Annotated in this window: 16 protein-coding genes; 13 read left to right on the top strand and 3 right to left on the bottom strand. The window is 35.0% G+C overall.

Features of this window, described 5'->3' with window-relative positions; all coding sequences use genetic code 11:
* The 7 genes from C1724_RS08935 to C1724_RS08905 all read left to right on the top strand — a co-directional run bounded on the left by C1724_RS08935 (position 1) and on the right by C1724_RS08905 (position 8,144).
* Positions 1–783: an ABC transporter ATP-binding protein gene (locus tag C1724_RS08935; RefSeq protein ID WP_102346328.1), complete on the top strand. Its 783-nt coding sequence runs from the start codon at positions 1–3 to the stop codon at positions 781–783.
* The gene (locus tag C1724_RS08930; protein WP_102346327.1) at positions 770–1,471 is read left to right on the top strand and encodes an ABC transporter ATP-binding protein; all 702 of its coding nucleotides are present in this window, start codon (positions 770–772) and stop codon (positions 1,469–1,471) included. The genes C1724_RS08935 and C1724_RS08930 overlap by 14 nt, the downstream gene beginning before the upstream one ends.
* Positions 1,472–1,532: 61 nt before the next feature.
* On the top strand, positions 1,533–2,786 hold the full coding sequence (locus C1724_RS08925; RefSeq protein WP_102346326.1) for an ABC transporter substrate-binding protein: 1,254 nt from the start codon (positions 1,533–1,535) through the stop codon (positions 2,784–2,786).
* A gap of 652 nt (positions 2,787–3,438) precedes the next feature.
* Positions 3,439–4,098, top strand: coding sequence for a histidine phosphatase family protein (locus tag C1724_RS08920; RefSeq protein ID WP_180994194.1), 660 nt, complete (start codon positions 3,439–3,441; stop codon positions 4,096–4,098).
* Between the two features lie 146 nt (positions 4,099–4,244).
* Positions 4,245–5,843, top strand: coding sequence for a spore germination protein (locus tag C1724_RS08915; RefSeq protein ID WP_102346324.1), 1,599 nt, complete (start codon positions 4,245–4,247; stop codon positions 5,841–5,843).
* Complete coding sequence (locus C1724_RS08910; protein ID WP_258000323.1) at positions 5,779–6,939, top strand: GerAB/ArcD/ProY family transporter; 1,161 nt, start codon at positions 5,779–5,781, stop codon at positions 6,937–6,939. The genes C1724_RS08915 and C1724_RS08910 overlap by 65 nt, the downstream gene beginning before the upstream one ends.
* The gene (locus C1724_RS08905) at positions 6,936–8,144 is read left to right on the top strand and encodes a Ger(x)C family spore germination protein (protein ID WP_102346323.1); all 1,209 of its coding nucleotides are present in this window, start codon (positions 6,936–6,938) and stop codon (positions 8,142–8,144) included. Before C1724_RS08910 ends, C1724_RS08905 begins: the two co-directional genes overlap by 4 nt.
* 114 nt (positions 8,145–8,258) lie before the next feature.
* Here the strand turns inward: C1724_RS08905 and C1724_RS25560 are convergent, their stop codons facing one another.
* The 3 genes from C1724_RS25560 to C1724_RS25555 all read right to left on the bottom strand — a co-directional run bounded on the left by C1724_RS25560 (position 8,259) and on the right by C1724_RS25555 (position 9,181).
* Entirely contained in the window at positions 8,259–8,396 is a 138-nt protein-coding gene (locus tag C1724_RS25560) for a hypothetical protein (RefSeq protein WP_180994193.1), read from the bottom strand.
* 120 nt (positions 8,397–8,516) lie between these two features.
* Entirely contained in the window at positions 8,517–8,762 is a 246-nt protein-coding gene (locus tag C1724_RS08900; RefSeq protein ID WP_102346322.1) for a hypothetical protein, read from the bottom strand.
* Positions 8,763–9,016: 254 nt separating this feature from the next.
* Entirely contained in the window at positions 9,017–9,181 is a 165-nt protein-coding gene (locus C1724_RS25555; RefSeq protein ID WP_180994192.1) for a hypothetical protein, read from the bottom strand.
* Between the two features lie 134 nt (positions 9,182–9,315).
* Here C1724_RS25555 and C1724_RS08895 point away from each other — a divergent pair, with 134 nt between their 5' ends.
* The 6 genes from C1724_RS08895 (at position 9,316) to C1724_RS08870 (ending at position 18,475) form a co-directional block, all read left to right on the top strand.
* A complete protein-coding gene (locus C1724_RS08895) occupies positions 9,316–10,086 on the top strand; it encodes a TatD family hydrolase (protein WP_102346321.1) in 771 nt (256 codons plus the stop codon).
* A 278-nt stretch (positions 10,087–10,364) separates the two neighbouring features.
* Positions 10,365–12,224, top strand: coding sequence for a SpoIIE family protein phosphatase (locus tag C1724_RS08890; RefSeq protein WP_102346320.1), 1,860 nt, complete (start codon positions 10,365–10,367; stop codon positions 12,222–12,224).
* An 87-nt stretch (positions 12,225–12,311) separates the two neighbouring features.
* Positions 12,312–12,617 carry an MGMT family protein gene (locus C1724_RS08885; RefSeq protein ID WP_102346319.1) on the top strand — a complete coding sequence of 102 codons (306 nt, stop codon included), beginning with the start codon at positions 12,312–12,314 and terminating at the stop codon, positions 12,615–12,617.
* Positions 12,618–12,817: 200 nt separating this feature from the next.
* Positions 12,818–14,395 carry an FAD-dependent oxidoreductase gene (locus C1724_RS08880; RefSeq protein ID WP_102346318.1) on the top strand — a complete coding sequence of 526 codons (1,578 nt, stop codon included), beginning with the start codon at positions 12,818–12,820 and terminating at the stop codon, positions 14,393–14,395.
* Between the two features lie 247 nt (positions 14,396–14,642).
* Positions 14,643–16,844, top strand: coding sequence for a transglycosylase domain-containing protein (locus C1724_RS08875; protein ID WP_102346317.1), 2,202 nt, complete (start codon positions 14,643–14,645; stop codon positions 16,842–16,844).
* Between the two features lie 329 nt (positions 16,845–17,173).
* Entirely contained in the window at positions 17,174–18,475 is a 1,302-nt protein-coding gene (locus C1724_RS08870; protein WP_102346316.1) for a uracil/xanthine transporter, read from the top strand.
* Positions 18,476–18,822 lie beyond the last annotated feature (347 nt).

Raw genomic sequence — 18,822 nt, 5'->3', positions numbered from 1 at the left:
TTGTCGTTATTAGAAGTAAGAGGACTATCAAAAAACTTCGGGGAATTTAAGGCTGTCCATAATCTCTCTTTTACTGTAGAAAAAGGGCAGATTGTATCTATCATTGGTCCAAATGGTGCAGGAAAAAGTACGACATTAAATTTAATTACAAAAGTTTTACCTATGACAGAGGGTCAGTTATATTTTGAAAGTAAAGCAATTAATTCATTGGAAACAAAGGACCTTGCCCATCTTGGGATCTCAAGAACTTTCCAAAATGTTAGGTTATTTAAAGCTAATAAGATGACGGTTCTTGAAAATATACTGATTGGATTTCATCACCAATATAATCATGGAATTATTAAATCTACGTTCCGATCAAGGAGCGCAAAAAAGAATGAAATAGAAATGAATAAAAAAGCACATGAAATAATGGGTATGGTTGGGATATCTGATTTAGCCAATTTAGCAGTAGAAAATTTAGCTTTTGGTAATCAACGTTTGGTGGAACTTGGGAGAGCATTAGCGGCTAATCCTAAATTACTTATCTTGGATGAACCTGCTGCAGGTCTTAATGATATTGAAACTGAAAAGTTTTCAAAGTTAATAAAGGATATTAATAATTTAGGAGTATCCGTTTTACTAGTTGAGCATCATATGGGATTAGTAATGGATATATCTGACAAAATTGTTGTGTTAAATTATGGGGAAAAGTTAACTGAAGGCCCGCCTTCCGAGGTGCAACAAAATCCAGTTGTAATTGAAGCTTACTTAGGGAGGGATGATTCGTATGTTGGAGCTTAAAGATATCCATGCACGTTATGATCAACTAACGGTATTAAAAGGTATTAATATAAATATTAAAGAAGGCGAGATTATTAGTCTTCTAGGTGCAAATGGAGCTGGAAAAACTTCAATACTAAAAACGATTACTGGTGGTATTACAATTACTTCTGGAAACGTCTTTTATAAAGAAGAAAAGATCACCTCTTTACCAGGCTTTGCTGTTGCTCGTAAAGGAATTTCTCATGTTCCAGAGAATAGAAGGGTTTTTAAAGATCTGAACGTTGAGGAAAATCTAATTATAGGTGGAATGAAACACACGAATAAAAAAGAACTAATGAAACGAATCGATACTATTTATAAACTTTTCCCCCGCTTGCAAGAACGGAAAAAGCAGTTAGCTGGGACCATGAGTGGGGGGGAGCAACAAATGCTTGCAATCGGTAGAGGGATCATGATGGAACCCAAGTTATTAATTTTAGATGAGCCTTCGCAAGGATTAGCTCCTAAAATTGTAGAAGAGATCTTTTCCTCGATAAAAAGATTAGGAGAAGCAGGTAGGACCGTAATATTAGTTGAACAAAATATCTTTCAGGCTTTAAAAATATCTCATAGAGGCTATATTGTTAAAAATGGACAAATTATCAAAGAAGGAATTGCAAGTGACCTGTTAAAAGATGAGGAAGTGAGGGAAGCTTATTTACACTAGTACTATTTAATGCTATAACAATAGCATTTTATATAGAAAACATGAAGGAGGATAATACTAAATGAGTAAATCTTTTATCAAAACTATTAGTCTATTAGTTCTTGCATTGCTTATTTTTACCGGATGTTCTTCATCTAATACGTCTTCAAATGAGAACTCGAATGCTAGTTCAAATGCGAATTCAAGTACGGGTGCTACCGAAACTCAAGAAGGCAATAAAGATCCAATCATAATTGGATCAACATTATCACTGACTGGTGGACCAGGCTTTTTGGGTTCAGGGATGAAGGAAGTTTTTGATTTAGTTGTAAAGCAAACAAATGAAAATGGTGGTATTAATGGCCGTCCATTAGAAATCATTTATTATGATGACGAAGGTGATCCAGAAAAGACAGTGCAAAATGCACAAAGATTGATTAAAAAAGATGGTGTTAATATTATTATAGGTCCAAGTTTAGCAAGTACTACAACTGCTCTTCAACCACTTGTTGAAAGAGAAAAAGTAATCATGTTTTCATTGTCTAACACATATATCCCACCTGCAGACAGTTATATCTTTAATACATCATTAAGTGGTGAAAGTGGACATGAAATCCACCATGAATGGTTGATTGAAAATGGTATAAAAAAAGTAGGATTTTTAGCAACAACTGATTCAAGTGGTGATATTGCTACAAATATCATTAATGAAAAATTCCAAGGCCAGGATGGAATTGAATATGTAATTGAAAGAATGGGACTAGATTCATTAGACCTAACTCCACAATTGACACGCCTACGTGGCGAAGGCATTGAAGCATTAATTGTTATTGGACCAGGTTCACCTCCAACTATTGCAATTAAAAATGCAGGTCAACTTGGAATGGATATGCCGATTTTATTAATACACAGTCAGGCTTCAAATATATTCGCAAAATCTATCGAAGGTTTCATCCCTGACCAATTGTTTATCACTGGAACAGGCCCTATGGCATATGATCAATTAGATGATAAGAACCCTTTAAAACCTGAGATACTAAAAATAGCTAAAGCCTTCAAGGAAGAATACAACAAAGAAATTGATCACGTTGGAGCTGTTGGATATGATGCAATTACATCAGTCATTAAAGGTATAGAAATGGCTGATTCAGATGACCCAGATAAAATTAAAGAAGTTTTTGAAACACAATTTAAGGATGTTATGCTCACAACAGGTATTGTTAATTATACAACAGAGGATCACCAAGGTACGGATATGAGAGGCGCAGTTCTTTTAAGACTTGATCCTGATTTATCTTGGAATATTCAATGGGAACCGAAATTCTGGGAGCAGTAGGCCCTAATATATTATAGGTAGTAATAAACAATGTCCCCTATAAGGTAAATGTTGAATTAACAATTACCTTATAGGGGAATTAACTTTGGGAGTGAATTCTATCCAAGCAGAGCCCCAATTCCAATGCATATGCTCCTTTTGGAATCAGTATATAATGGAACCTTCCCTTAGAACCCTCGTAATAATCATCTCATCAGTATCAAAGTTTAACTAATTCTCGTTTTGATACTTTGTATCAGTGTTAAAATATAATGGTTTTTAATATTCCCGAATTAGTATATAAGCATAATACTCCTAGTTTACATTTTAGGGACCCAAGATGTGTTCTCAAGTTCCAAAACTCTGATAATATCTATCCATTGAGAAAATGATCGTGGACAAGCTATTATTGTACGATCGTAAACGTTTTTGTACAAATTTAAGAAGATTTTAAGTTCCCATAAGTAACCTGTGTAATTTAAAGGTGCATATAATTTACTAACGGAAAGATTACTATATGGTTTTTTAAGGACAGTTGGATAGTTATGTTAAAATAAGTAGGAGATCTGTAATATTTATAGATTTAATATGAAAAATCTATATAGAGTTAATACGTTGAATTCCATATAAAATAATGGTTAGCTGAATATAGAATAAGGTGGATGGTGATTATTTGGAGCATAAATTTAATTTATATTTAGTTAGACATGGTGAAACATATTTGAATAAGTATAATAAGATGCAAGGGTGGGCCGATAGTCCATTAACAGAGGACGGAAAAGTAATCGCTATTCAAACCGGCAAAAGATTATCTACAGTTGAGTTTAATCGAGTATATACTAGTGATTTAGGTAGAACAGTTGAAACAGCTGAACTTATTCTCCAACAAAATCATCACAACAATTACTTTGAAATAAATAAACGAAAAGCATTTAGGGAAGCTTTTTTTGGGAGCTTTGAGGGTGATTATTTGGATTTAGTTTGGAAGAGGATAGCCAAAAACAATGGTTATAATTACAAAGATGCTAATGATATTTTTAAAAACCATAGTCTCGAAGAAGTAATGGATTTTATTAAAAGGGCTGACCCATTTAAACATGCTGAAAACTATCATGAACTATGGGAACGTATTGATTCGGGATTAAATGAAATCGTGTCTAAAAGCATCGAGAGTAATGAAAATATTTTACTTGTAACACACGGGGTGATCATAAGAAATATATTGAATAAGTATTCAGACGGGTTTGATGTACAAGGGAAAATAAAAAATTCAAGTGTTTCTATTCTAGAATATTCCAATAGTAGGTTTAAGGTTGTATCGTTTAATCAATAAAAACATGTAAAATGGATTCATTTTAAAATATTAAAATTTTTAATGCTAAAAGGACATTCAAAAATGTCCTTTTTTGTATTGAAAAGTATGCGTTCGGCATACTAAGAAAGAAGTTTGCTATCAGTGACCTCAAAAGGAGGGGTAAAATGCCTTTTTGGTTAAATAAGACGAAGGAGAAGGATCGTCATTCATACCTGCTTAGTAATAATGGGTACTCTAATTTGCAAGACGGGTTGCAAAGTAATCTAAATGCAATTCGAAACGTCTTTAAAAATGACAGTGATTTTTTTTATAGAAGTTTTCACATTGCCGGAACTATTCCTTCTGTCGCTATATATATTGGGAGTTTGGTTGATAAAGAAGTCATCAACCGTGATGTCATTCAGCCACTCCAGGAACATAGGAATGCACCAGTCACAAATAATGAGTCAAAAGCATATCTAGAGTGGCTACTGGATGATGTACTGTATCTTTGTGATGGAGAAATAGTTATAGAAATTCAGAGTGTGTTAGATGCACTTTTACATGGCAAAACCATCATATTAATTGAGGGAGAGAGACATGCATTAATTCTTGATACTTCCAAGACAGAAAAAAGGGGCATTACACAACCTGAAACAGAGCGAGTCGTTCGCGGACCAAGGGAAGGCTTTATCGAGCATATGCAAACAAATATTTCACTACTACGGAATCGTCTTCCAGTTGCAGAATTCCGGGTAGAGCCGATGGAAATAGGGAAGAAAACAAAGACAAAAATTACAATTTGTTATTTAGAGTCGATTGCCAATCCTGTATTAATAGAGGAAGTAAAAAGAAGATTAAGTGATATACATATTGATCGTATTTTAGATGCAGGCTATATTGAACAATTTATTGAGGATAATCCAAGATCTCCGTTTCCACAGGTACAAAACACAGAACGCCCTGATAAGACGATAGGAAGTATTTTAGAAGGAAGAGTTGCTATATTAGTGAATGGTTCTCCGTATGCTCTCATCGTACCGTCTATTTTTAATCAGTTTTATCATACAAGCGAAGATTATAATGAACGCTGGATGATCACCTCTATTATAAGGATTATTCGGTTTATGGCTTTAATTTTTTCTCTTACTTTTTCATCTTTTTATGTGACTGTGTTGTCCTATCACCCTGAAATGATTCCAGCTAAGTTTGTGGTAGCTGCATCAAGTGGGCGAGCAGGAGTACCTTTTCCGGTTGTGGTTGAAGTAATTCTCATGGAGGTTGCAATGGAAATTTTACGAGAAGCCACGGTTCGTATGCCACAACAAGTAGGTGGAGCATTATCGATCGTGGGAGTGCTCGTTATTGGTCAAGCTGCAGTAATGGCGGGGTTTGTAAGTCCGATCACAGTAGTCATAATAGCGATGTCGACGATTGGCTCATTTGCAACACCATCTTACAATGCTGCAACTGCTTTTAGAATGCTACGATTTCCGTTGCTTTTCTTATCAGGTGCTTTTGGATTATTAGGACTTTCAACGGGGCTAATCTTCATTATTAATCATATGTTGTCATTACGCTCCTTTGGCGTACCATACATGGCTCCAGTATCACCAGGAGACTATTCAGGCTTAAAAGATTCTCTCATTCGAGCGCCATTAAGGTGGCTAAGAAATCGACCAACCCAGCTACACCCACAAGATTCTAATAGAGTGGACGTTGGAATCAAGAAAGGTCCAAGTAATCCTCTGCACAGAAATAAAGGGGGAGATTCTAATAAATAAGTCTCACGAATTAATTACAACAGTACAACTGGCAACTATTATCGTTAGCTCCATTTTGGGTGTGGCGATGTTGGCCCTCCCTCGGTTTGTTGTAGAAGATGCCGGTTTAGGGGCACCTTTCGCAAGCCTTGTAGGGGCGTCAATTGCTTTTATAGGTTTACTTGCTGTAGTTTATTTGGGCAAAAGATTTCCAAAACAAACATTGATTGGTTACAGCGAAATAATTATAGGAAAACATTTAGGTAGGTTCCTCAGTAGTTTGATCATATTGTTATTTGTCCTAATAATGGGGCTAGAGACAAGGCAGTTTGCTGAGGTGGTTGCAGGGGCATTACTCCCAAATACTCCTATTCAAATTGCTATTTTTTTAATGATCTTCTTATGTGCAACAACAGGTTTTCAAAACGTAACTACATTCGCTTATATCCATTTTTTTTATATGCCGCTTATTATGATACCAATTTTGATGGTTTTGTTTCCTGCTTTTCAAGATATAGAGATTTATCATCTGACACCTTTTCTAGGTCATAATCCTACATTCAAGGATTTTTTGAGTGGTGGAATTGTCGTTACACAGGCTATTACCAATTTTTTTGTAATTGTAATGGTGATTCCTTATATGAAGGAACCAAATAAATGTGTCAAGGGTGGAATTTTAGGTTTTTTAATAGGAAGTTTTTTCGTGATTTTTATCATTACTATGGCACTTGCGGTTTTTGGAGAGGAAGAGATTCAACAATCATTTTGGCCTACATTGGTGCTTGGCCGAATGGTCCATGTTCCTGCCCAAATTTTAGCAAGGATTGATTCAATCTTACTTATTTCATGGATTTATGGTGTGTTTACAACATTGTTTTCGTTTTATTTTATTTTTGTGAGAGGTATTGCGGAGTTATTTAAAACAAATCGCTATCGACTTATTGCTGCGCTTGGTTTTCCTGTTATGGTATTCATTGCAATGTTCCCACAAGATATTTATGAAATGTACGATTATATTTTAAAAGTAACGTACTTTGGAATCTTTCTAACCATTGTATATCCTGTCATCCTTTTGTGTGTTGCCATGATACGAAAAATAGGGGCTGGATTGGTATGAAACGGATGTTCAGGTATTGCATTTACATATTGCTTCTACTTTTACTAACAGGCTGTTGGGATCGTTACGAATTAGAAGACAGAGCTAATATATTAGGACTAGCAGTAGATTTGGCAGAAAAAAGTGAGCTAAATGATGAACCTGAAGTAACACATCAAAAGGGTGAATTTCCTGAAGAGAAAAGAGAGACTTTATATAAAGTGACGGCCCAAATTGCGGTCCCGGGAAAAATTAAGTTGGGTCCTGAAGGTGGAGGTGGACAGGGCTCAGAAAAAACAGCGTGGGTTCTTGAAACGTTTGGTCATACAATGAAAGATGCGATGGCAAATCTTCAGCAGCAGCTTGCTGAAAAACTGTACTTAGGGCATTTGCAAATTGTTGTAGTATCGGAAGATATTGCTAAAAGAGGATTATCGGAGGTGAACGATTTTCTTCGGCGCGATCACGAGGTGAGAAGAACCGCTTGGATGATTGTTAATGAAAAAGATGCATCTAAGGTTATCAAAACGGCTCCTCCTCTTGAAACAGTACCATCGCTTTATTTATCAGATACGTTAGACAACGCTGTTCGCTTTGGAAAGTTACCGCGGGAGTATTTAGGGAAATTTTGGATTGACATTTCGGATGATGGTGTAAATGCTGTTCTTCCCTCGGTTAAAGCGATAGATGGGGATCGCATTTTGGTTGATGGACTTGCATTTTTTCGGAATGAGAAAATGGTAGGTCGTACTACTCCAATTGAAATTGGAATGTATATGAGCATGAAGGAAAAAAATGGCGGTGGTTACTCTGTATCAGTTTCCCTAGAGGGAGAGGAAGGGGTTTATTTAGTAAAGGCTGAGAAAAGAAAGCCACACATTAAAGTTAGTCTTAAGAATGGAAAACCAAGTGCTGAGATAGCTGTAGAGATTGAAGCGGTGATCGAAGAAGAGGTAAACAATAACCAGTTAAGTGAAGAGAAAATAAAACAACTAAAAAAAGCAGCAGATCAAAAACGTAAGGAATTGTGCGAGAAATTGCTTGGACAATTACAAAAAGAAGGTTCTGATGTATTAGGTATTGGCGCTAGAATAAGGGCCAAGTATGGGGATTATTGGGATACAGAGGTCAAAACTGAAGAAAAGTGGTCTGAAATTTATAAAGAAATGAAAATCAAAGTGACTGTAGATCATAAGATTCGAAGAGCTGGTATGGAATGGAACTAAAGTAATGTGTGAAGTGCAAAAAGGGTAAAAAACATTGCCGTAACTTTTAACAATACCGATCTGGCACTTCTATTTATTCTATAAAAAGCATTTTAGACTCCTTAACCTTAGCTGTTAAGGAGTCTTCAATAGAGTTTGTAATTCCTCTTCAGTTATGAACTTCAGTTTTATGTCCTTCGAACCATCCTTATCATATGATTCAAGGAGTTTATCAATTTCGTCATAAGTAAACTTTGCTTTTCGTTTATTCATATCGTTTCACCTGATCCTTTCATTTAAAGTATTCTCTTGGGTGCATCTGTTTATTAGATAGGTTGATCATCTATGATTATTACGTATTAAGAATCAAAAATAACTTTAAGTAAGAAAGAGTTAGGCAATATAGGGTTTGCCATCTATTTGTTCTAGATGAAGTAGTTGATTTAAGCATTGTTGATTAATGATTTGATGAAAATCAGAAGGATGATCTAATGCAATTCCTCTTTGATTCGCAACGAAAATGATAATACCTAGTTCATAATACATAGTTTTAGTTAGGATACCTTGTTCAATGTTTTTCAAAATCTCATGATAAAATCGAATCAAAAATTCAACTGGTAATTTTTCATAAAGAGTCACTCACTACTCACCCCTATGTGTTTTTATCCATTAAAGTATTGCATGAAAAATACATTCACAATTTTTTTATCTGGTAAGCTCTAAGTCTAAAGAATTTTCTTATCTAATAGATGATTCGAATGTTACTAAAGTTTTATGGGGGTGTTTTTTGAAAAAATCATAATCTGCTTTTAACATAACGGGGGTGAAATAAGCGGAATTAATAATCATGAAAAATGACCTTGGATAAACCAAGGTCATATCTCAAAAAACTATTAATCGATTTGTTGTTGAACTTGTTGGATTTTCTGTTGTGCTTTTTCAAGTTCGCTAATTGCATAATGACATTGTTCCGTTTCGTTAGCACTAATTTGTTTTAAATGTAGATGTGCTTTATGGATAATATCTTGAGCTTCCTGTAATTCCCCTTTTAGGTTCATCGGTATTCATCCTTTCTTTATATTGTTCCCATATATATTGCGCAAATCTGAATTGAATTACACATTTAGAAATCCTATTATTTGTAGCGTTTTTTCTGAATCTGTACAATATATATTTATAGGAGGAGAATGAGATGAAAATGATTGATGCCCATATTCATTTAGACCGATATACAAATAAAGAAATTGACTTTATGTTAGAAGATTCAGACGAACTTATAGCTTTAGTATCTGTTTCATATGACCTTGAATCATGTAAGCGAAATCTATATTTGCAATCTGAATTTCCTCAGGTAAAGGCAGCATTTGGATTTCATCCGGAGCAAAGTTTGCCAACTGAAAATGAGATTATGATATTAATTAATTGGATGATTCAACATAGAACTGAAATGATTGCTGTTGGCGAGGTTGGGTTACCGTACTATTTAAGAAAAAATCAAGAAGTAACGCAGCAGCAGTATGATCTTTATATAGAGTATCTTGAGACATTCATGAAAGTGGCGACTACATATGACAAGCCCATAGTTTTGCATGCCGTTTATGATGATGCCCCGATTGTTTGTGATCTTTTAGAAAAGCATTCAGTTAAAAAGGCACAATTTCATTGGTTTAAAGGTGATGAAAAGACCGTTCACAGAATGATAGAAAATGGATACTATATTTCAGTTACTCCCGAGGTCGTGTATAGAGAAAAAATTCAGAAGTTAGTCTATAACTACCCAATAGAGCAATTGATGATTGAAACAGATGGTCCATGGCAATTCGAAGGTCCGTTCTCTGGAAGAAGGACCAATCCTAAAATGATGAAGGAATCTATTAGGAAGATAGCCAAAATTAAAAATCACTCCGAATCAGAAGTTGCAGAAAAATTATTAGCTAACACGAAATCATTTTATAAAATGTAAGAAAGAGGTGGTCTCAGCTTGGACTGATTCACAAATTTATATATAAATAAATAATACTAATTCGCAGCAGTTTAATCACTGCTTATTTTTTTTGAAAAAAAACGGTATTAGGCTTGCCATTAACTTTTTTCTTATATGAACTTTTTTATTTGAAAAATAAATGTAATAGTTCCAAATTTTTGCTAAAATTTACTTCGTATCATATACATATCAATTCAATATCAATGCTGCTAAATCGCATGGCTTTTTAGAGAAATAAAAACCAGGGGGATAGGAATTTGCTACAAATAAACAAAAAAAAAGTAAATAACATGGTAAAAAATAAAGGATTATTTTACGATAAGTCAGTTTTTAGGGTTATTATATTTGCAAGTATTACAATTATTATTTCTATTAGTTTAATGGGGTATCTTGTATATACAATTGCTTATCAAGAAACCCTTCAAAAGTTAAAACATAATGACTTGCAGTTCATTTCTCAGTCTATTTCTTCAAAAATAGATGCTCGAATTAATAGGGCCAAGGAATCATCTCTATTACTGGCATCTGATCCCCAGCTTATCGATTGGATAAAAAATGGCGAAGTGAATAAGCAAAGTGAGGATGATGTACTCTCAAAATTAAATTCATTAGTTGAGGACTATGATTATACAAAATCATTTATTGCAAGTGGATTCACTCACCATTATTGGACGAATGAGAAGAAAATAATTGAAACATTATCGAGGGATGATTCGTATGATGATTGGTTTTTCGATGCTTTAAACTCCAATCAAAAGATTGATGTTAACATTGACTATAATAAACAATACGAAGAAACCTTTGTGTGGATTAATACATTAGTTCAAAACGATGGTCAACCTATAGCTGTGGTCGGGGTGGGGCTTAGTTTAAATGAACTATCAAAAGAGCTAGAAAGCTTTAACTATGGTCATAGTAGTAATTTATGGATTATTGATAAAGCTGGGGAAATATACCTCTCTAATGATTTAACTCATAATGGGAAGTCGATTGAAGAATATGTTCCAATGGAAATAAAAGATATTTTACTTCAGGATAGCGGTAATGAGTATAAATTAATCGAATATGAAATTGAGTCAGGAGAAATGAAAGATTTAATAACTCAGAAACTTCAATCCTCAGAAGATCTTAAGTTAGTATATCAAATACCAAGAAATGAAACGATGTCATTTATCCAAACCGTTAAGGCGAACACCATTTTTGCAATCATCATTTCACTTATATCTATAGTCTTCATTTTTTACTTTATTTCTAAGCGGCTGGCAAATCCATATAAAAGAGCGCTTGAATTAAATATGGAGCTCGATAATATCGTCAGAGAAAGAACACTTGAATTAAGTGAAAGAAATGAAAAAATAACAGATAGTATTAACTATGCAAAACGTATTCAACGGACGGTTTTGCCTTCTCAGGAATCGATGGAAGCAATTTGTAATGATCATTTCATCATTTATCTTCCGAGAGATGGTGTAGGAGGGGACTTCTATTGGACTACCAAAATGGGGGATGATTATTTAATAGCAGTAGGGGATTGCACGGGTCATGGGGTACCAGGAGCACTAATGACTATGCTTTCAGTCTCGCTACTAAATAATATTGCGGAACGAAATGAAAGTATTTATAAAGATAATCCTGCAGCAATCTTACGTAAAATGAATTCTACCTTAAAAGAAACATTAAAACAGCAGGGAAAAAAAGGTATAACAGATGATGGGCTTGACATTGGATTATGTTATGTGAAACCAGGAAAAAAAATGATCTTCTCAGGAGCAAAGCTTTCGTTATATAAGCGAGACGATAATGGATTAAGTGAATATAATGGGGATCGAAAAAGTGTTGGATATAGAAGAACACCATTTGATTACCAATACACTAATCATAAAATAGATATAAGTGATAATGCATTTTTTTACTTAACAACAGATGGATTTATCGATCAGAATGGAGAAGATTCAGAGTTTGGTTTTGGGAAAAAAAGATTTAAAGAATTGCTTAACAAATACTATCACCTGAATTTAGAAGAACAAAGACAAAAAATTGAGATAGAATTAAATGTTTATATGAAAAGCGAGCCACAAAGAGATGATATTACATTTCTAGGATTTAAATTAAACTAGGTTATTAGAGGAGATTCATTTTTGAACGATATTCCTAGTTATTCTGAATCTTCTTTTATAAACCTTATCAAAAGGAGGAATTAAGTAGTGACTCCCTTTACCGAAAGAGTTATCGATATTATTCGTAATATTCCTGAAGGCAAGGTTATGACTTATGGACAGATAGCAGGGCTTGCAGGAAGTCCTAGAACTGCTAGGCAGGTTGTCCGAATTCTCCATTCCATGAGCAAGAAGTATTTCCTACCGTGGCATCGTGTAATTAATGCAAAAGGTCGGGTTTCTATAAAAAATGATGAAATATACAATGATCAGATCATGAAACTTCAAATTGAAGGTGTTGAAGTGACCGAAGATGGTATCGTTGATCTAGAGAAATATCAGTGGAGACTTTGATACCAGGTAAGTGTAAGACAATAATATTAAATCACTATGTTAATATTTTAAATTTGTTTTTTGGTTCACATACAAAGCTGCAAATCTCTGATTGATGATTTGCTCTTTTTTTTATTCATAAACCTAGTATATTAAAACAGTATAGTTCCTTCAGGTCTGGAAAAACTATGTAATAAAAAATACCAAGTGGAGGATCAATTATGCCCAATAAAGTTTATACTGATGGGAAATTACCAGAGTCACCAAAGTCATATTGGAGAGATTCCGTTGTTGTACCTGAGTTTCCCTGTTTAGAAAAAGATGTCAAAGTTGATGTGGTGATTGTAGGTGGTGGTATTACTGGTCTTACCTCAGCTTACCTGCTGGTAAATGAAGGTTTGAAGGTCGCTGTGTTAGAGGCTGGAAAATTGTTGAATGGCACGACAGGACATACGACAGCAAAAATCACCGCCCAGCATGATTTGATTTACGATGAATTTCTTCAAAATTTAGGTAGAAGTACGGCAAGATTGTATTATGAAGCTAATATAGATGCATTGAATTTTATAAAAAATACAGTAGAGCAGCATCAAATCGATTGTGATTTTAGTATGCAGGACGCATATATTTACGCCAATACTGTTCAGTATATTAAGAAGATTGAAAAGGAAGCAGCGGCATATAAAACACTCGGTATAGATGGTGGCCTGGTGAATACTATACCGATTAACGTAGATATGAAAAAGGCAATTGTCATGAAAAATCAAGCGCAGTTTCATCCTCTTAAATATCTAGCCCAGCTCGTTCAGATCATTACGGAAAAAGGCGGCTTGATTTTTGAACATACGACCGCAGTGAATGTAGAAACCGGTGAGGAACCAACTGTCCTTACGCGTGAAGGAGTACGCGTCACAGGGAAACATGTACTTGCTTGCTCGCATTTTCCATTTTATGAAGGTATGGGCTTTTACTCAACAAGGATGTACGCCTCACGTTCGTATGTTCTTGCAGTTAAAACGAAGGAACGTTTTCCAGGTGGAATGTATCTAAGTGCGGATCAGCCAACACGTTCACTTCGTTCTGTTATGATCAACGGTGAGGAAATGGTTTTAATTGGGGGAGAAAGTCATAAGACTGGTCAGGGAAAAGACACAATGGAACATTACCAAGCTTTAGAGTCATTCAGCGAACAGACTGTTGATCATGAAGAAGTTATGTACCGTTGGTCTGCTCAAGACCTTGTAACGTTAGACAAGCTTCCTTATATCGGTGAAATTACGTCTGGACAGCCGAACATTTTGGTTGCGACAGGTTATAGAAAATGGGGCATGACAAACGGAACAGCAGCAGCTCTATTATTTAGAGATATGATATTGGGAAAAAAGAGTGCTTATCAAGGTTTGTATTCACCTTCTAGGTTCTACGCCGATCCAAGCCTAAAAAATTTCCTAGTAGCAAATGCTGATGTGGTAAAACATTTAATTAAAGGAAAACTTGAAATGCCGTATAAACATGTGGACGACTTATCCAACGGTGAGGGTGCTGTAATAACTGTAAATGGTCATCGAAAAGGAGCTTATCGAGATGAAGAGGGAACCGTTCACATTGTAGATACAACTTGCACACATGTTGGTTGCGAAGTGGAGTGGAACAACGGCGATCGTTCTTGGGATTGTCCTTGCCATGGTTCTAGATTTTCCTATACCGGTGAAGTATTGGAGGGCCCCGCAGAAAAACCGTTGTTGAAATATGATTTTACAATGCTTGACGTCCTCACTTCTGAAGATTCCGGTTATTAACTTTTACGTAGCATATGAATGGTTCGAGTCAATTTGTGATATACAGTCACAAGAGATTCGAGCCATTTTTGTTAGTTTGGTCATTGATAAAGAATGAAACTGTAGGATATTTTATCAGTTGATGGTTTGTTTTCTTCGAAATGTTTTGCCATACCCCCCCATAAAGATATTTCTTCTAACGAATGTATATATGTAATATCTTTTTTTGAATTCAACCTTGAGTAACTTAATACGGGAGAGAAGATGAATGTCAGGAGAAACTTATAAATATCGTAAAGAACGAAAACAAGCCGAAAAATCCAGCCCAAATAAAGTACCTAAAAAAGGGTCCTTGTTAAAAAAATTAATAATTGTTTGTTTGGTGGTGGGGCTACTATCAACTGGAGCGGGGGCAATTACGTTTGCTTCTATTATTAGTAGCTCACCTGAATTAGATTCTGCTAAACTGGTGGATCCGTTGTCAACAAAATTTTATGATATGAATGGAAACTTCATCTATGAATATGGCAAAGAAAAGCGAACGAAAATTTCGTATGACCAGCTCCCAACTTTGTTGGAACAAGCGTTTATAGCCACGGAAGATTCCCGATTTTATGACCATAACGGTATTGACATAAAAAGGACTGCCAAAGCGATCTTTGTAAATATTACAGGTGACTTTGGGTCACAAGGTGGCAGTACCATCACACAACAAGTAATAAAAAACTCATTTTTAACACCAGAAAAAACTATTAAACGAAAAATACAAGAATGGGACTTGGCGCATGAGTTGGAGAAGGAGTACTCCAAACAGGATATATTAATGATGTATTTAAATAAAATATATCTTGGTAATCGTTCTTATGGAGTAGCGGCTGCTGCGAAGAATTACTATGGTCTTGATGTAGAAAATTTAAATAAGTTGACCCTTGCGCAAGCGGCCATGATCGCTGGATTGACACAAAGTCCAAATAATTATGATCCGACCAAACCGGAGAACATCGAATCAGCTACCAAACGACGGAATACAGTCCTTAGTTTGATGAATAGACATGGTTATATAACAGAAGAGCAAATGGAGACAGCTAAACAAGTCCCAGTTACAGAAGGCCTGGTACAACAAAAGGGCTTGCAAGGTATGCCTTTTGAATCGTTTTTAGATGCCGCGGTAAAAGAGGTTATGAAAATTGTGAATGATGTTGATGTTAGCAAAGATGGATTAAAGATTTATACAACAATGGATCCCGAAGCGCAGGAGTTTGCAGAAAAAATGTTGAACACAAATGAAATCATTACCTACCCAGATGAGAACTTTCAGGGGGCGTTTATCTTTTTAGATACCCAAAATGGTGAAGTTAGGGCTGTGGGTAGCGGTAGAAATGACTATGAAGCAGAGTTTTTGGGAAACAACTTTGCGATTGATATGCAACGTCAACCTGGCTCAACCTTTAAGCCGATTTTTGATTATGGTCCAGCAATTGAGCATTTAAAATGGTCTACCGGCCATTTAATTCATGACCAACAAACAACATATTCAACTGGTGAATCTATCTCGAACTGGGATCATAAATATCATGGTATCTTGACAATACGAAAAGCGCTACAATACTCATATAATATTCCAGCTCTCCTTACATTAAGAGAGGTTGGGATGGAAAAGGCTAAGGCGTTTTCAGAACAGCTCGGTATTTCTTATTCAAATAACAAGGTATATGAATCATATTCGATAGGAAGTAACAGCGTTAATCCTTTAGCCATGGCTGGGGCTTACAGCGCTTTTGGCAATGGCGGAGTCTACAATCAACCACGTTTTGTTCAAAAAGTTGTTTTTCCGGACGGAAGAGAAATCAATTTTGCTAAGCAACCTAAACGAGTGATGGAAGATTACACCGCTTATATGGTGACGGATATGCTGCGCACTGTTGTCGATGAAGGCACAGGAAAAACAGCTAACGTACCTAGCCTAGATGTAGCTGGAAAAACCGGGACAACCAATTTTGATGAAAGTACGAAGTCTAAATTTGGCTACCCAGATAATGCGACAAACGATAGCTGGTTCGTAGGTTATACACCACAATATACTATGGCTGTTTGGACCGGTTATTCACAAAATGGTACAGGTAATTATATGTCAAGTAATACGACGAAAATTTCACATCATATGTTTAAAACGATGATGGAAACATTCGGAACAGATACATCCAATTTCGCACAACCAAGCAGTGTTTATAGTTTCAATAATGAACTCTATATAAAAGGTGTTGATTCCGCAGAAGTGCCGATAATCCCAAGCATTTTTAATGAAAAAATAGACTCAAAAGATGATAGGAAAAATGCTAAAGGATTAGAAAAACTTATGGAAAAATATAAACAAGGAAAGTGGAAAGAAAGAGAAAAAGATAAAGATAAAGATAAAGATAAAGATAAAGATAAAGGAAAAGGAAGAGATAAAGGAAGGGATGATGATTGAGGTATAACATTTCTCAGAGCTTATCCTCTCTCATGATTTAGGTTTAGGTTACACAATCCGCTAACTAGTGCCATTCAGTAGGTTTTTAGATTATATAATAACTACAATATTAAATTATTAATTCTTACCCTATAGAAGAGACATTAAGATACTCTACTATAGGGTATTTTTATCTAGGATGTATAAAAGCTCATTTAGAAAGTGAAGATTATAAAATAATATTTTTAATCCATAGTCTATGAAAATATGATATAACTTATTAAATATACTATAATTATTACTAGTATTATGTTGGGTTCAATGCATAGATTAGAAAGTGGTGTATTAATATGAACAAGCATGTATCATTGACAATGTTTTCATCTGTACAATGGCTATTATTTATTTTTGCTAATACAGTCGTTGTTCCAATCTCAATTGCAAATGTGTTCGAAATAAGTCCTGAGACAACTGAAATGATGCTGAGAAGCTCTTTTATTTTTACTGGCTTGGCCTGTATGTTTCAGGGATGGGCAGGTCATAGGTTCCCTTTAATGGAGGGGCATTCGGGTCTATTATGGGGCGTGATCTTAAATTTAGGACTGTCCGCCTCTTCAATGGGAATGAGTCTATCAGTAATTGGTGGAGGCATCACAACAGGGATCTTAATTGCCTGTTTGATTATGTTTATCTTGGCGGTATGTAATGGAATAAATCTATTACGAACAGTGTTTACCCCTATGGTGATGACTGTATACCTTTTTCTATTAACCTTTCAGCTAATCTTTATCTTTTTTAAAGGAATGATTCCTTTAACAGAGCAGGGTACAATCGACGTTCCGATAAGTATATTTTCAATTGGAGTAGTAGTTCTAGTCATGGCTTTAAAGTTAAAAGGAAGTAAAAACATAAGTAATTTTTCTATATTGATTGGCTTAGTAATTGGTTGGGTATTTTATGAACTTTTTTTCTCTGATGGTACCCAAAAGGTTGGACAGGCTATAGAATCTAGCTTTTCATTATTTCCATTAGGACAACCAAATTTTGAATACGGGATTGTGATTGTAACGTGTTTAACTGTGCTTTTAAATTTAAGTAATACTATGGTTTCTATTCAAGAAGGAGGAAATCTCTTAAAAGAAGAGAGTTCTAATAAACGTATTAGAAATTCAATATTTGTTACTACGTTTTTTACTGCGTTAGGTTCTGGGTTCGGATTGGTACCTTATACACCATTCACGTCTTCGATTGGATTCTTGCAGAGCACAAGAATATTCGAACGTATGCCTTTTATCATAGGTGGATGTTTATTATCAATAATGGGCCTAATACCTGTATTCGGTTCATTTCTTGTAACAATGCCTATTTCAGTGGGGAATGCCGTTTTGTTTGTTGCCTATCTACAGTTATTTGGCACAGCCTTTGGCAGCTTGAATGGAAAAACTTTTAATTCAAATACTATTTTTCGTTTAGCGGTACCTGTGTTAACAGGGATGTGTTTAATGAATATTTCTCCAACTGTATTTACGAATCTGCCTATCCTGATTCAACCTTTTTTTGCAAATGGTTTGATTATGGGAGTTATGATTTCGATTATTTTAGAAAAAATAGTCAATTGGAGAGTATATGAAAAAATTGAATTACGAAATTAGGAATGGCTATTAAGTAAATAGTTTGTGACAGGCATATTCTATCAGCATAAGGTACAATTTACAATTGCACATGATATGCATATAGAGTGGAATGATTTATTGATACAGTTGCCAATCATCCTCAATTAGAATCTTTGTTGATTCCATTTGGTGATGGAATGACTAATTCTAAAGTATAGTAAAAAAAGTTTGAAGCGATTGTTTGTATGAACAATCGTTTTTTGTTTATTTGGATTGCTGTGGGAGCTTTTTTGTCGTTAAGATAATATTTCAGAACTTAGTTGACATTGCAAAATAATATGTTTATAATTATCTCGAAACTGAGATAAAAGCATAAGGAATTGCAA

Origin of the sequence: Bacillus sp. Marseille-P3661, assembly GCF_900240995.1 — a bacterium.
Classification (GTDB): Bacteria; Bacillota; Bacilli; order Bacillales; family Bacillaceae_J; genus OESV01.
This window is presented reverse-complemented; position numbering and strand designations above follow the sequence as displayed.

Coding starts and splice junctions, on each gene's coding strand:
- C1724_RS08930 (WP_102346327.1), top strand. CDS start 770: ATGTTGGAGCTTAAAGATATCCATGCACGTTATGATCAACTAACGGTA.
- C1724_RS08925 (WP_102346326.1), top strand. CDS start 1,533: ATGAGTAAATCTTTTATCAAAACTATTAGTCTATTAGTTCTTGCATTG.
- C1724_RS08915 (WP_102346324.1), top strand. CDS start 4,245: ATGCCTTTTTGGTTAAATAAGACGAAGGAGAAGGATCGTCATTCATAC.
- C1724_RS08905 (WP_102346323.1), top strand. CDS start 6,936: ATGAAACGGATGTTCAGGTATTGCATTTACATATTGCTTCTACTTTTA.
- C1724_RS25560 (WP_180994193.1), bottom strand. CDS start 8,396: ATGAATAAACGAAAAGCAAAGTTTACTTATGACGAAATTGATAAACTC.
- C1724_RS25555 (WP_180994192.1), bottom strand. CDS start 9,181: ATGAACCTAAAAGGGGAATTACAGGAAGCTCAAGATATTATCCATAAA.
- C1724_RS08895 (WP_102346321.1), top strand. CDS start 9,316: ATGAAAATGATTGATGCCCATATTCATTTAGACCGATATACAAATAAA.
- C1724_RS08880 (WP_102346318.1), top strand. CDS start 12,818: ATGCCCAATAAAGTTTATACTGATGGGAAATTACCAGAGTCACCAAAG.
- C1724_RS08875 (WP_102346317.1), top strand. CDS start 14,643: ATGTCAGGAGAAACTTATAAATATCGTAAAGAACGAAAACAAGCCGAA.
- C1724_RS08870 (WP_102346316.1), top strand. CDS start 17,174: ATGAACAAGCATGTATCATTGACAATGTTTTCATCTGTACAATGGCTA.